The organism is Streptomyces sp. NPDC005141 (genome assembly GCF_053599975.1).
On record NZ_JBSFYW010000006.1, the window covers coordinates 185076 to 200167 of the forward strand.

The 15092-nt window shown below is 70.0% G+C and carries 9 protein-coding genes; 4 read left to right on the forward strand and 5 right to left on the reverse strand.

The features are described 5' to 3' along the window. The first annotated feature begins 32 nt into the window (after positions 1 to 32). A complete protein-coding gene (locus ACWD68_RS07360; protein WP_451805500.1) occupies positions 33 to 977 on the forward strand; it encodes an ADP-ribosylglycohydrolase family protein in 945 nt (314 codons plus the stop codon). A 47-nt stretch (positions 978 to 1024) separates the two neighbouring features. Then, positions 1025 to 1693 carry a class I SAM-dependent methyltransferase gene (locus tag ACWD68_RS07365; RefSeq protein WP_451805501.1) on the forward strand — a complete coding sequence of 223 codons (669 nt, stop codon included), beginning with the start codon at positions 1025 to 1027 and terminating at the stop codon, positions 1691 to 1693. Positions 1694 to 1871: 178 nt separating this feature from the next. On the opposite strand, the gene ACWD68_RS07370 is transcribed toward ACWD68_RS07365, so the two are convergent. Beyond that, complete coding sequence (locus ACWD68_RS07370; protein ID WP_451805502.1) at positions 1872 to 2537, reverse strand: TetR/AcrR family transcriptional regulator; 666 nt, start codon at positions 2535 to 2537, stop codon at positions 1872 to 1874. A gap of 160 nt (positions 2538 to 2697) precedes the next feature. Here ACWD68_RS07370 and ACWD68_RS07375 point away from each other — a divergent pair, with 160 nt between their 5' ends. Continuing rightward, positions 2698 to 3618 carry an ABC transporter permease gene (locus tag ACWD68_RS07375; protein ID WP_451805503.1) on the forward strand — a complete coding sequence of 307 codons (921 nt, stop codon included), beginning with the start codon at positions 2698 to 2700 and terminating at the stop codon, positions 3616 to 3618. Between the two features lie 16 nt (positions 3619 to 3634). Beyond that, the gene (locus ACWD68_RS07380) at positions 3635 to 4456 is read left to right on the forward strand and encodes an ABC transporter ATP-binding protein (RefSeq protein WP_451805528.1); all 822 of its coding nucleotides are present in this window, start codon (positions 3635 to 3637) and stop codon (positions 4454 to 4456) included. A gap of 73 nt (positions 4457 to 4529) precedes the next feature. Here ACWD68_RS07380 and ACWD68_RS07385 read toward each other — a convergent pair whose 3' ends face one another. The 4 genes from ACWD68_RS07385 to ACWD68_RS07400 form a co-directional block, all read right to left on the reverse strand. Further along, entirely contained in the window at positions 4530 to 5681 is a 1152-nt protein-coding gene (locus ACWD68_RS07385; RefSeq protein WP_451805504.1) for a glycosyltransferase, read from the reverse strand. After that, entirely contained in the window at positions 5681 to 8641 is a 2961-nt protein-coding gene (locus ACWD68_RS07390) for a bifunctional glycosyltransferase/CDP-glycerol:glycerophosphate glycerophosphotransferase (RefSeq protein WP_451805505.1), read from the reverse strand. Before ACWD68_RS07390 ends, ACWD68_RS07385 begins: the two co-directional genes overlap by 1 nt. 36 nt (positions 8642 to 8677) lie before the next feature. Beyond that, positions 8678 to 9172: a GtrA family protein gene (locus tag ACWD68_RS07395; protein ID WP_451805506.1), complete on the reverse strand. Its 495-nt coding sequence runs from the start codon at positions 9170 to 9172 to the stop codon at positions 8678 to 8680. A gap of 293 nt (positions 9173 to 9465) precedes the next feature. Further along, positions 9466 to 14403, reverse strand: a complete 4938-nt coding sequence (locus ACWD68_RS07400) for an NAD-glutamate dehydrogenase (RefSeq protein ID WP_451805507.1) — start codon at positions 14401 to 14403, stop codon at positions 9466 to 9468. Between the last annotated feature and the right edge of the window lie 689 nt (positions 14404 to 15092).

The window sequence follows — 15092 nt, forward strand, 5'->3', positions numbered from 1 at the left end:
CCCGGCCCCCGGTCACCCCGTACGCTCGCCCCATGACCGCCACCGGCACCGTCCTCGGCTCCGCGGTGGGCGACGCACTGGGCGCCCCGTTCGAGTTCGGCCCGGAAGGCGCGTTCACGGAACGCTTCCCGGCGCCCGGGCAGGGCGGGGAGATGTGCGGGGGCGGCGGCTGGGATCCGGGCGAGGCGACCGACGACACGCAGATGGCCGTACTGGTCGGTGAGTCGCTGATCAGGCAGGGCCGCCTCGACCTCCCGGACATGTTCGACGAGTTCCGGCGGTGGGCAGCGTCCGACCCGAAGGACATCGGCCTCCAGACCGAGGCCGTCCTCACGAGCGGGGAGCCCTGGGACCTGGCGGCCGCCCTGCACTTCCAGGTGAACCAACGCGCCGCCGGGAACGGCTCGTTGATGCGGGCATCGACGTCCGCCGTGTTCTTCGCCCCGTACGGCCGGGACGCCACGATGTCCGCCGCCCGCCGCATCGCCGCGCTCACCCACGGCGACCGCGCGGCCTGGGAGGGCACGGCGATCCTCCACGAACTGATCCGCGTCGCCCTGCTCGGGCACGACCCCCTCACCGCGCTTCCGGACACCCTCGACGCCGTCCACCCGGACCACCGGGCCCGCTACGCCACCGTCCTCGCCGGAGACTGGCACCCGGACAGGGCGACGGAGTTCAACGGCGCCGTGTGGCCCTGTCTCGGCTCGGCCGTATGGGCCCTGCGGACCACGGACTCCTACGAGGACGCCGTGCGCGCGGCGATCGACCTGGGCGGCGACACGGACACGGTCGCGGCGGTCACGGGCGCGCTCGCCGGAGCGGTGCACGGAGACGGCTCCATCCCCGAGCGGTGGACCGAGGTGCTGCACGTGCCGCTGCCGGGTTCGGGCGGGCGGGTTCTGCGAGCGGCCGAACTCACCGATCTGGCGCGGCGGTTGGCCGAGCGGCGGCCCGGCCGGGGGCACATGCCCTGAGCGAACGCCGCTCGCAGGGGCGGAGCCGCGTCCCTACGATCGGCACCATGGGATCCGGAGCGACGTACGACGCACACGCCGACTGGTACAACGACTTCATGTCGGCGGGCACGGCCGGGGAGTACATGGCGCGGGTGCACGCCACGATCGGGGAGCTGCTGGCCCCCGGCACGGGGACCTGCCTCGACGTCTGCTGCGGTACGGGAGCCCATGCGTCCGCCCTGGCCGAACAGGGTTGGACACCCGTGGGCGTGGATCTGTCGGGTGGCCAACTGAGGCATGCCGTGGGGCGGTTGCCCGTGGTGCGGGCCGACGCGACCTCACTGCCGTTCCGCGACGGCTCCCTGCCCGCTGCCGCGTGCGTGCTCGCCCACACCGATGTGCCGGACTACGCCGCCGTGTTGAGGGAGGTCGCCCGGGTGCTGCGGCCCGGCGGACGGTTCGTGCACCTCGGGGTGCACCCGTGCTACATCGGCGCGTTCGCCGACTGGAGCGAGCGCCCGAGGATCGTGGTCGACGAGCGGTACGCCGACCGCTCCCGCAGCTTCGAGGCGTGGAACCCGGCGGGCGTCCGGGCCCGCGTCGGCGCCTGGCACCTGCCGCTCGCGGACCTTCTCAACGCCACCACCGCGGCGGGCCTCCGTCTGGTGCGCACCGCCGAGGCGGGCCCGGGCGGAGTCCCCGACCTCTTCGGCCTCCTTGCCCTGAAGGACTGAGAAGCCGGCGGAACCGGAGCCCCGAACGCACAGGGAACCTGCCTGACCGGAGACCGGCTTGACCGCAGAACGCCCGGACTTCAGAGCGCCCGGATCCGTAGGACCAGCACTACTCGGATCCGCAGGACCAGCAACACTCGGGTCCCTACTCAGGTCCGCAGGACCGGCAGCGCTCGGGTCACAGCGCCTTCAGCGCCGCCGCCGTCGCGCGGGCCAGGCTCGCCAGGTAGCCCTTCGGCACCTTGGGGCCGCGGACCACCACCGCGCGCCAGTACAGCGGCCCGGACATCAGGTCGAGCGCGAGGTCGAGGTCGACCCCCTCGCGCACCTCGCCCCGAGCGGTCGCCGCCGCGACGATCCCGCTCGCGACGCCCTGCTGGCCCTCCCGCAACGCCTTCTGCATGGCGTCCGCGATCTCGGGGTTGCGGGCCGCCTCGGCCTGGAGGTCGGGGATGATCTGGCCGGCGACCGGATGCCGCAGGGCACGCGAGGTGACCTCGTACAGAAGCCGCAGGTCGCCTTCGAGTGAGCCCGTGTCGGGGGCGGGAAGGCCCTGGACCGCCACCGCCGACACCAGGTCGAGCACGAGATGGAGCTTGGAGCGCCAGCGCCGGTACACCGCGGTCTTGCCGACCCCCGCGCGGCGCGCGATGCCCTCGATGGACATCCGGGCGTAGCCGACGGACGCGAGTTCCTCGAAGACGGCGGCGCGGATGGCCTCGGTCACATCCTCACGAAGGACGGCCGCGCCGGCGGGAGCCCGGCGACGCGGGGCCTTCCCGGCGGCAGGCGCGGGCGTGGCGGCACTCGCGGCGCTATCGGCGTTCGTCATACGGACCAGCATAGGCCGTCACGACGAAACGGTTGCGTTCCGACGTAGACAAGGCCTACGCTCACGTTGCGACGATACGGTCCCGTCCCGACGTAAGAAAACGGCAAGAACGACGTCAGGAAACGTCACGGACGGACCTCTCGCACCCCACCCCCGAGCGAAAGCAACGGATGTGAGCCAGGTCCTCCACAACCCGCCCCCGACAGCGACGCCGGCCACCCCCGCCGACGACGCCACGGCCCTCGCCGCCCGGTACGGCCTCACCGTCAGCGGCGCCCGCCCGACCCTGCCCGCGTACGTCCGCCAGTTGTGGGCACGGCGCCACTTCATCACCGCCTTCGCCACCGCCAAGCTCACCTCGCAGTACAGCCAGGCAAAGCTCGGTCAGGTATGGCAGGTGATGACCCCGCTGCTGAACGCGGCGGTCTACTACTTCATCTTCGGTGTCCTGCTCGGCACCAAGCACGGTGTGCAGGACTACATCCCGTTCCTGGTCACCGGCGTCTTCATCTGGACCTTCACACAGAGCTCGATCATGGCGGGCACCCGGGCGATCTCCGGCAGCCTCGGCCTGGTCCGCGCCCTGCACTTCCCGCGCGCCGCGCTGCCGGTGTCGTACGCCCTCCAGCAGCTCCAGCAGCTGCTGTTCTCGATGGCCGCGCTGGTCGTCATCCTGCTGTGCTTCGGCATCCCGGTGAGCCTCTCGTGGCTGCTCGCGGTGCCCGTGCTGGTGCTCCAGTTCACGTTCAACGCGGGCGTCGCGTTGGTCATGGCGCGCATGGGCGCCCGGACACCGGACATCGCACAGCTCATGCCCTTCCTGCTGCGCACCTGGATGTACGTCTCGGGCGTCATGTGGAGCATCGACAAGGTGCTCAGCGGCAACCACCTGCCGCACTGGGCGATGGTCCTGCTGGAGAGCAACCCCGCGGCCGTGTACATCGACCTGATGCGCTTCGCGCTGATCGACAGCTTCCACGCGCACCAGCTGCCGCACCACGTCTGGGCGCTCGCGGTCGGCTGGGCGCTGGTCGCCGGCGTCGGCGGCTTCATCTACTTCTGGAAGGCTGAGGAGACGTACGGCCGTGGCTGACATCATCACGCAGGACATCCGGCCGCAGAGCGCCGAGGCCACGGCCGAGGACACCGCCGCGACCGGTTCCGAGCGCATCCCCACCGTCATCGCGGACCGCGTCGACATCGTCTACCGCGTCAACGGCACGGGCGCCGGCCGGGGCAGCGCCACCGCCGCCCTCAACCGCATCCTGCGCCGCGAGCGGAGCGAGAAGGCGGCGGGGGTCCGCAAGGTGCACGCCGTCAAGTGCGTCTCCTTCACCGCGTACCGGGGCGAGGCCATCGGCCTGATCGGCACCAACGGCTCCGGCAAGTCAACGCTGCTCAAGGCGGTCGCGGGCCTGCTCCCCGTGGAGAACGGCAAGATCTACACCGACGGCCAGCCCTCGCTGCTCGGCGTCAACGCGGCCCTGATGAACGACCTCACCGGCGAGCGGAACGTCTACCTCGGCGGCCTCGCGATGGGCATGTCCCGCGAGCAGGTCAAGCAGCGCTACCAGGAGATCGTCGACTTCTCGGGCATCAACGAGAAGGGCGACTTCATCACGCTCCCCATGCGGACCTACTCCTCCGGTATGGCCGCGCGGCTGCGCTTCTCCATCGCGGCGGCCAAGGACCACGACGTCCTGATGATCGACGAGGCCCTCGCGACCGGCGACCGCTCCTTCCAGAAGCGGTCCGAGGCCCGCATCCGCGAGCTGCGCAAGACCGCGGGCACGGTCTTCCTGGTCAGTCACAACAACAAGTCGATCCGCGACACCTGCGACCGCGTGCTGTGGCTGGAGCGCGGCGAGCTGCGCATGGACGGACCGACCGAAGAGGTCCTCAAGGAGTACGAGAAGTTCACGGGCAAGTAGTGCTCGGACAGCGCCGGGGGTGGAGCCGTGGGACGGCTCCGCCCCCGGCGCTGTCCGGCGCACCGTCGGCTGCTCAGCGCTCCAGGAACGCGAACAGTGCCTCCCACTTGCGGACGATCTCGTCCGTCGTGAAGCGCTGGACGTTCACGCGCGCCGCCTCGCCCATGGCGTCCCGCAGAGCCTTGTCGGACATCAGCGTGTCCAGCCGGCGGGCCAGTTCACCGGTGTTGCCGAGGGTGGCCAGCAGACCGTCCTCGCCGTCCCGGATGATCTCGTGGACGCCCGGTGCGCAGTCGAAGGCGGCGCAGGGCAGACCGGCGGCCATGGCTTCCATGAGGGCGAGCGGGAAGCCCTCGCCCCGTGAGGAGAGCACGAAGACCGAGCCGCCCCGCAGCGCGCCCGGCACGTCACCCGTCCGCCCCATCCAGTCCACGGAGCCGTCGAGCCCGAGAGCCGTGCACTGCTTCTTCAGGATCTCCTCGTCCTCGCCGGAGCCGTAGATCCGCAACCGCCAGTCGGGGTGGCGCGGCGCGGTCTCGGCCCAGGCGTCGAGGAGCATGTCGATGCCCTTCTGGTCGTGCAGCCGGCCGATGCTGACGACGACGTTCCCGGTGCGCGGCGAGGGCACCTCGGGCATGAACGGAAGAGGGTTCGGCATGAAGGACGCGTTGTTCATGCCCTGCCTGATCCACAGGTCGGCGTCCTCGCGGGTGAGCGCCAGCATCCGGTCGACGTCCTTGTAGTGCTTCAGGACCCGCCGGAAGCGCGAGGTCGTGCGGCTGTACGCGTAGGACTCGTGGCTCATCCCGATGACGGTCAGCCCGTCGGTGTCGGCGAGCTCCACCCATTCCATGGCCCACACCTGGGTGACGATCACGACGGCGCCGGGCCGCGCGGCCCGGAACAGCGCGGTCAGCTCGGCGGCCCGCTCGCGCATGCCCGCCGCCCGTTCGGCGCGCAGCCTCCGCTCGCTGACGTCGAGCCGCCCGCGGAGTCCGTGTGCCGGTCCGACGCGCGGCGGATGGACGTCGTACAACGTCGTGGTGGGGTACGGGACTTCGCCCAGGTCCTGGGGGACGGCGGGCTCGGTGACGCCGACCACGTGCACACGGTGGCCGCGCTCGGTGAACAGGCGGGCCATCTGGTGCGACCAGCTGGTCACCCCGCCCAGTTCGTCGACGCTGTTGGAGACGAAGAAGATGTCCCGCTGCGGGCGGCCGGTCATCAGCGCCTCCATTGTGCGAAGAACTCGTCGACGACACTCCGTGCCGCCGTCCCCTGGTCGTACTCACCGAAGTCGGCGGTGAACTGCTCCCGCTTGGGCGCGTACTTGACGGCCTGCTCCTCCAGCGAACCGAGTACCGCGTGCAGTTCGTCCTCGGTGCGGACGACGGGTCCGGGGGCCCGTTCCAGCAGGTCGAAGTAGGTGCCGCGCCCCTCGTGCACGTACGCGTCGTAGTCGTACACGAAGAAGAACATGGGGCGGTCGAGGAGGGCGTAGTCGAACATCACGGACGAGTAGTCGGTGACCAGCCCGTCGGCGAGGGCGAGCAGAGGGGTCATGTCGTGGTGCGCGGTGACGTCGATGACCCGGCCGCGCACGGAGGGCGGGAGCACGACGTGGTTGAGGTAGTGGGAGCGGACGAGGAGGACGTAGCGGTCACCGAAGGCGTCGGCGAAGCGCTCCACGTCGAAGGGCAGCTCGAACCGTCGCTGTCCGCTACCGCGCAGCCGGAAGGTCGGGGCGTACAGGAGGATCTGCTTGTCCTCGGGGATACCCAACTCGGCTGCCAGCGGACCGCGTTCGCGCCGCCCGTCGGCCTCCTCCCGCTGTCTCGCCTGCGCGAGCGCGTCGTTGCGCGGATAGCCGACCCGCAGCAGGGTCCGCTCCTGGAGCCGGAACGCCCGGGCGAGGGTGCGTACATCGTGCTCGGAGCGGACCAGGAACCGGTCGAAGCGGTCGAGGGTGCGCTGCTGCTCGGCCTGCTCCTCATGGGACTTGAGCTTCCATTCGGGCTCGTCGAAGCCCATCCGCTTGAGCGCGGAGCCGTGCCACGTCTGAATGTACGTCGTCCTCGGCCGCTTGGTCAGTTTCAGCGGGTAGCTCTGGTTGTCGACCCAGAACTCGGCCTGCGCGAGCGCCCTGAGGTAGGGCAGCGACCAGCGGCGTACGAGAGTGGCGTCGTCCGGGAACCCGGCCGGACCGCCCGTGTACGACCAGACCGCCTGGAACTCCAGGCCCTGGCGGCGCATCTCCTCGTAGATCGCCCTGGGGCTGTCGCTGTACTGGCGGCCCAGGTGGCTCTCGAAGACGACTAGCCCCTTCCTGACGGGCAGCCGGCTGAACACCTCGTGGTAGAGGCGGATCTTGGTGTGCCCCGAGGTGAGTTCCTTGCGCAGGGAACGGGCCTTGCGGTAGCCCGACTTGGCGAGCGTGCCGGCCCGGCCGTGCACACCGCGCTGCACGAGGCCGTTCGCCTTCTTGTCGGGGACCAGCCGGAAGGACAGGTGCCCGCGCGAGGAGACGACCGGCTCGATACGGTCGGCGACCAGCCGGGTGAGCCGGGGCCGGACGGGCAACTGTCCGGTGGCCAGGCCGGGTTCGGCCGCGGTGAGCCGGGTGGTGGTGCGCACGCCGTCGATGTCGAGGTGGAGCCGTACGTCCCAGACCGCGTCCACGATGCCCAGCGGCCGCACGGACGCCAGGTTCGCCGAGCCCTCCCAGGCGATGGACTCGCCCGCGTGCCACACGTTCGCCACGGGGAAGCGGAAGGTCTGGAAGCGCACCCCGCGGCGGCGGGCGTAGAACTCCAGCTGTCCGGTGAGCCTGGCGCCGGGCGGGATCACACCGAGCGGGTTGGTGACGCGCCCGGCGAGCCGGACGGTGCCGGCGGCGCTCTCGTACGAGGTCAGCACATTGCGCAGGAACATCTTCTCGACCGGCCTGGCGTGGTGGCCGAGGTCCGTGACGTCCAGGATGTGCCGGCCGAAGGGGTCGTCGAGATGCTCGGCACACCAGTACACGCGGCCGTCGCGCTCGACGAGCGGCGAGGAGATCTTGTCGCGGTTGGTGAGCGTGTCCACGGCAGGCAGCAGATTGCCCCAGTCGCTCTCCTGGAGGAGATAGGCGCAGATGGCGTGGATGGGCTCGGCCTCGTCGAAGGCGGCGCGGTCGATCGACTCCAGGTACTGCCGGGCGATCGCCGCGAACTCCTCGCGGAAGGCCTCGTCCCGGAAGGGCAGTTCCCGCAGATGCAGTACGAGGTCGTGCTTGAGGAACTTGACGTCTTTGGCGAACTTCAGCTCCAGGAGCCCCTTGTCCGCCAGGAGTCGGTCGACCCGCCGGTGGATCTCCATGCGGTGCGCGAAGTTGGCGATCTCGTCACGCCGGTTGCTGATGGACTTCGTCTCCGCCTTGTCGGCGATCCGCCAGTCGTACACCCGGTTGGGGATGAGGGTGATGCGGCGGGCGGTGGCGTACGCCTGGGCGGAGAAGAGCAGGTCCTCGTAGTGGATGCCGACCGGGAAGCGCAGCCCCTCGTCGAGCAGGAACCGCCGGCGGTAGCACTTGTTGGTCGACAGGGTGTCGAAGACCATCAGGTCGGGCAGCTCGGAGATCGACTCCAGGGTGCGGGTGCGCTCGTACAGCCAGGGGTACCACTTGACCTCCTTGCGCGTGCGCGAGTCGACGTGCACGCGCACGCACAGCCCGGAGACCAGGTCGGCGCCGGTGGCCTCGGCGGCCTCCAGCATGTTGCGGCAGGCGTTGCGCTCCAGGACGTCGTCGCTGTCGAGGAAGAGGACGTAGTCACCGCGGGCCTCGGCGATGCCGCGGTTGCGGGGGGCGCCGCAGCCGCCGCTGTTCTCGGGCAGCCGGTAGGCGCGGACGCGGCCGGGGTGCGTGGCGGCCAGCCCCCGCGCCACCTCGTACGAGCTGTCGGTGCTCCGGTCGTCCACGATGACGACCTCGACGTCGTGCAGCGTCTGCTCCAGGACGGAGCGCACGGCCGTGGGCAGCCTGGCGGTGTCGTTGTAGACGATGACGATCACGGAGACGGCCGGCCGTCGCGCGCCGGACCCGGTCCCGTACTCGGCGGACCGGGCCCCGGGCTCGGGGGATTCGGTCCCGTGTTCGCCGGACTCGGTCCCGTGCTCGGTGGGCGCGCGATACTGATCCACATTCATCCTATTAATCGTAGAGTCTGTGACCCCTTTTGAGGCTTATCGTGCGTTCTTCGCGTGTTGGAAAACCCACGTCCGGTACGCCACGAAACGGAACCCCGAGGCCAGCACGATCGACAGCGCCTTGGCGAGGTTCGAGCCGAGCGGGCCGCTCATCCCCAGGCCGTGATAGCCGAGATAGAAGAGCGCGCTCTCCATGGCGACACCGAGCCCGCTGAAGGCGAAGAAGAGGACGATCTGGCGCCGGGTGCGCGAGGCCCGGTCCCGGTAGGCGAAGAAGCGGAAGCCGAGGTAGTTCGTCGCCATGGCGACACAGCTGGCGATCACCGTGGCGGTCATCGGGGCCCACATCAGGCCGTGCAGCGCCAGATTGAAGAAGAGGACGTTGACGGCGACCCCGCTGCCGCCGACGACCGAGAAGCGGGCCACCTCCAGGGCGAGCCGGCGGACCCTCGGGGCTCTCGGGGCGTACACGGGGCGAATGACGGGCAGGGCCGCCACGGGGGCCCGCCTCTCGGTGAGGTGCACTGTCACGGGTCCGGGTCCTCCACACGTCTGTCCGTCGGTCGAACTCACCTTAAGGTAAATGTCCTATTTACCAGGTATAGGTAAATAGCGAGCCGGAGTTTCGCCAGAGAACCGTCAGAGCAGCGCCAGAGACCGGCAAGAACGGCGAAGTGCCCGGACCGCACGGCCCGGGCACTTCGCGAGAGACGAGCCGCCCCCTGTGCGAGGGGGGGGAGCCGTTCGCACAACGGAGGCGGCACAACGCACGACGGGGGCGCCCCGGGCCGTGATGGCCCTGGGCGCCCCCGTTCGCGTACCGCCTAGGAGTGCGTGCGCAACAGCGTCCGCATCGTCCGCATCGCCACCGACAGGTTGGCGAGGTCGAACGAGTCCGAGCCCTGGATCTCCTCCAGGGTGGTGCGGGCCCGTCCGAGGATCGCCGTGTTCTTCTCCTGCCAGTCCTCGAAGCGCTGCTCGGGAGTGGAGGTTCCGTTGCCCACCGCGAGGACATCGGCGGTGAGCGCCGCGTGGGCCGCGTACAGGTCCTCGCGGATCGACGCGCGGGCCATGGACTGCCAGCGGTCGGCCCGCGGCAGCTCGATGATGCGGTCCATGAGCTGGGTGATGCTCAGGCGGTCGGCGAGGTCGTAGTAGACCTCGGCGACGGCCATCGGGTCCTTGCCCATGCGGTCGGCCACCGAGACGATGTCCAGCGCCGGGAAGGCGGAGGAGAACCCGGCCACGCGGGTGGCCAGTTCGTCCGGCACGCCGGCGCTCGACAGCTCGTCGTAGATCTGCTGGTACCACTCAAGGTCCGCGCCGCGGAGCAGCTTGGGCAGCTCCGACCAGACCTGCTCGACACCGTCACTGAAGAAGGTGATCGTCTCGGCGAGCTGGAGCGGCTGCGGCCGGTTGTTGAGCAGCCAGCGCGTGCCGCGCTCGACGAGGCGGCGCGAGTGCAGCCGGATCCGGGTCTGGACGTCGGCGGCGACGACATTGTCCAGCGCCTCCACCGCGTCCCACACCGCGCTGGAGTTGAAGATCGCGCGGGCCGCGGTCTGCGCCCGGACGATCTCCTCCAGCGAGGCACCCGTCTCCTCGCGGAGGCGGTGCAGGAAGCTCGTACCGCCCGTGTTGACCGTGTCGTTGACCAGGACGGTCGTCACGATCTCGCGGCTCAGCGCGTGCCCGTCGATCTGCTCACGGAACTTGTCGCGCAGCGCCGTCGGGAAGTACGCGTGCAGCAGACTCTGCAGGTACGGGTCGTCGGGCAGCGAGGTCGCGAGCAGCTCGACGGAGACCGTGATCTTCGTGTAGGCGAGGAGGACGGCCGTCTCCGGACCGGTCAGCCCCTGACCGGCGTTGAGCCGCTCCCGGATCTGCCGCTCGCTGGGCAGGAACTCCAGGGCCCGGTCGAGGTACCCCTCCCGGACCAGATGACGGAGGAACCGCTGCTGGGCGTGGAGCATGCTCGGGGACTGGGCCAGCGCGTTGGCGATCGCCGTGTTCTGCGCGTAGTTGTTGCGCAGTACCAGGGCGCCGACCTCGTCGGTCATCTCGGCGAGCAGCTTGTTGCGCTGCTTGACGGTCAGATCGCCGTTGGCCACCACCGCGTTGAGCAGGATCTTGATGTTCACCTCGTGGTCGGAGGTGTCCACGCCCGCGCTGTTGTCGATGGCATCGGTGTTGATCTTGCCGCCGTGCTGGGCGAACTCGATCCGGCCGAGCTGGGTCAGACCCAGGTTGCCGCCCTCGCCGACGACCTTGACGCGCAGGTCGGCGCCGTCGACACGGATCGCGTCGTTGGCCTTGTCGCCGACGTCCGCGTGCGACTCGGCGGCGGACTTCACATAGGTGCCGATGCCGCCGTTCCACAGCAGGTCCACGGGAGCCTGGAGGATCGCCTTCATCAGGTCGGCCGGCGTCATTTTCGCGGCGCCTGACTCGATGCCGAGGGCCTCGCGGACGTGCGCGTTGACCGGGATGGCCTTGGCGGTACGCGGGAAGACGCCGCCACCGGCCGAGATCAGCTCGGTGTTGTAGTCGGCCCACGAGGAGCGCGGCAGCTCGAAGAGGCGGCGGCGCTCGGCGTACGAGGTCTCGGAGTCCGGGTTCGGGTCGATGAAGATGTGCCGGTGGTCGAACGCGGCGACCAGACGGATGTGCTCGGAGAGCAGCATCCCGTTGCCGAACACGTCACCGGACATGTCTCCGACGCCGACCACGGTGAAGTCCTGCGTCTGGGTGTTGACGCCCAGCTCCTGGAAGTGCCGCTTGACGGACTCCCAGGCGCCGCGGGCGGTGATGCCCATCTTCTTGTGGTCGTACCCGGCGGAGCCGCCGGAGGCGAAGGCGTCGCCGAGCCAGAAGTCGTAGCTCTGCGCGACCTCGTTGGCGATGTCCGAGAACGTCGCCGTGCCCTTGTCGGCGGCGACCACGAGGTAGGTGTCGTCCTCGTCGTGCCGGACGACGTCGGCGGGCGGGACGATCTCGCCGGCCACCATGTTGTCGGTGATGTCGAGCAGCGCGGAGATGAAGGTCCGGTAGCTGCGGATGCCCTCGGCCAGCCAGGCGTCGCGGTCCACGGACGGGTCGGGCAGCTGCTTGGCGACGAATCCGCCCTTGGCGCCGACGGGCACGATGACGGTGTTCTTCACCATCTGCGCCTTGACCAGGCCGAGGATCTCCGTGCGGAAGTCCTCCCGCCGGTCGGACCAGCGCAGACCGCCGCGCGCGACCTTGCCGAAGCGCAGGTGCACGCCCTCGACGCGCGGCGAGTACACCCAGATCTCGTACGCCGGGCGGGGCGCCGGAAGGTCCGGGATGGCCGTCGGGTCGAACTTCATGGAGACGTACTCGTGCGGGGTGCCGCCGGCCGCCTGCTGGAAGAAGTTCGTGCGCAGCGTCGCCTTGATCAGGTTGAGGAAGGACCGCAGGATCCGGTCCTCGTCCAGCGAGGCGACCTGGTCGAGCGCGGCGTCCAGCTCCTCCAGCAGGGCGTCGGTCAGCTCGACACCGGCGCGCTGGCGCTCCGGCGACATCCGCGCCTCGAAGAGCGAGACGAGCAGCCGGGTGGTGTGGACGTTGTTGCGGAGGGTGTCCTCCATGTAGTCCTGGCTGAAGGTGGAACCGGCCTGGCGCAGGTACTTCGCGTAGGCGCGCAGCACCATCGACTGACGCCAGTTCAGTCCGGCGCTCAGCACGAGGGCGTTGAAGCCGTCGTTCTCGGCCTGTCCGGTCCAGGTGGCGGCGAAGGCCTCCTGGAACCGCTCGCGGCCGTCGTCGCCGAGGTAGTCGCCGTTGCCGTTCAGGGACTTGGGCAGGCGCAGCCCGAAGTCGTAGATCCACGCCGTCGTACGGTCCGAGCAGCGCAGTTCGTACGGCCGCTCGTCGGTGACCTCGACGCCCATGCGGTTCAGGGCCGGCAGGACCGCCGAGAGCGAGACCTGCTCGCCGGTGCGGTAGATCTTGAAGCGGCGCTCGCCGGGTGCCGCGCCGACCGGCTCGTACAGGCTGAGCGCGAAGTCCTTGCGGGGTTCGTGCCCGAGTGCCTGGAGGTGGACCAGGTCGGCGACGGCGGAGCGCGGGGAGTGGTCGGCCTTGTAGCCCTCGGGGAAGGCGTTGCCGTACCGGCGCAGCAGTTCGGCGGCGCGCTCCTCGCCGCACTCGGCGGTCAGCGCCTCCCCGAAGCCGTCGGCCCAGGAGCGCGCGGCCTCGACGAGACGCGCCTCGATGCGTTCCTTGTCGGCGTCGGACAGCTGCGGCAGCTCGGTGCCCGGCTCGACCCGGACCACGAAGTGCAGCCGGGACAGGATCGACTCGGTGTTCCAGGCCGTGAAGTCGACGCTGGTGCCGTTGAGCTCTTCCTTGAGGATGTCGATGATCCGCAGGCGGACACCGGTGGTGTAGCGGTCGCGCGGGAGGTAGACGAGGGCCGAGTAGTAGCGCCCGTACTCGTCCTGGCGCAGGTAGAGCCGCAGCCGGCGCCGCTCCTGGAGGTACAGGACGGACGTGACGATCGTCCGGAGCTCGTCGGCGGGGGTCTGGAACAGCTCGTCGCGCGGGTAGGTCTCCAGGATCTGGAGCAGGTCGCGCCCGTCGTGGCTGTTGGGCGAGAACCCGGCGCCGCGCAGGACCTCGTCGACCTTGCGGCGGACGACGGGCACCCTGCGCACGGACTCGGTGTACGCGGCGGAGGAGAACAGGCCCAGGAAGCGGCGCTCCCCGATGACGTCACCGTTCTCGTCGAACTTCTTGACCCCGACGTAGTCCAGGTACGACGGCCGGTGCACGGTGGCCCGGCTGTTCGCCTTGGTCAGGATCAGCAGCTTGTGCTCGCGGGCCTTGGCGCGGGCGTCGGCGGGCAGCCGCTCGAAGGACGGGCTGACCGGGTGGCTGTCCTCGCCGTGCTGCGGGTCGGAGCGCAGGATGCCGAGCCCGGTGCCGGGAACGGCGGCCAGCGAGTCGTCGTCGCGCAGCTGGTACTCGCGGTACCCGAGGAAGGTGAAGTGGTCTCCCGAGAGCCAGCGCAGCAGCTCACGGGCCTCCTCGACCTCCTGGTCGCGCAGATCGTCGGCGGTCGGCTCCTTGGGGAGCTCCTCCGCGATCCGCAGCGCCGCGTCGTGCATCTTCTCCCAGTCCTCGACGGCCTCACGGACGTCGGACAGGACGCGCAGCAGGTCGGCGGTGATCTGCTTCAGGTCGGCGCGGTCGGTCTCGCGGTCGATCTCGACGTGGATCCACGACTCGACGTGCGCGTCGTGCGGCAGCTCCTCGGCGGAGGGCCGGGCGGGCAGCACCTCGATGAGCTTGCCGGTGAGGTCGCGTCGTACGACGACCTGCGGGTGGATGACGACGTGGATGCCGCGGCTCTGCCGGGACAGCTCGTTGGTCACCGAGTCGACGAGGAAGGGCATGTCGTCCGTGACCACCTCGACGACGGAGTGGCTGCAGGTCCAGCCGTTCTCCTCGACGGTGGGGGTGTGCACGCGCACGTTGGCCGTGCCCTGAGGGCGGTTCTCGGCCAGTCTGTAGTGGGAGAAGGCCGCTCCGAAGACATCGACCGGGTCTCGGTCGGTGAGGTCCTCCGGGGCCGTGTGCAGGTAGTAGCGCTGGAGGAACGCGAGCACGGTGTCCCGGTCGGGGGTGCCCTCGCCCGTCGTCCCAGTCGGTAGGTGCCCCCCGACCGGGCTGTTCTCAGCTACCCGGGCGGCCCGTTCGAGCAGCTCGGCCTTGGCTTCGTCCAGCTTGGTCTGCATTGTCCTCTGGCTCCTGTCGCGCGCCGTTGCGTGACGTTGAAGGAAGTACGGTCTCGTCGCTTCCGACGCAACGCCGTGACGCGGGGTGTCCGGTCTGCTTCGACGCTATGCCGCAAGGTGAGATGAGCGGGGGGGTATCGGTCATTCTCGACGCCCTCGGAGACTGTGACGCTGCTCTCGGCGACGTCCGTTCCCGGGGTGCCATCGACGTACGGGGTGCATTGCCGTCGGCGCTCGCGGCGTTCCCGCTCGCGCGCACGGCGTCCGCCGTCATCCCGTCCCGCTCGCGAAGATCGGCGACTGGCGCCCGGTCACGGATGTCGTCCGTGTGCTCCGGGCGCGGGGCAGGGGCGACGATGCCCCCGCGAGATATCGCGCTGATCACGTCACCAGGCTATCGCCCTCTACCCGGGCCCCGTCATGAGCCGTATGTGTACAAAACCGGGGGTGGAACTTTGACACTATGCACAGGGACGAATCGGGCGATGACATGCAGTGCGGGCCGACTGCGGGCTACCGTCGTACTACAGGCGGTGTTCTGCGGCGGCCGCGGAGTCCTGTGGCAGCCGGGACGCGTGGGCGGGCCCCACCGCGGGTGTCCCGAAGAGCGCGCGGCCCCTTGGCAAGCACCTCCCCCGGAGGCAGGTTGACCGGGACGACCAACGGAACGCGCAAGGACGGCCGACGGG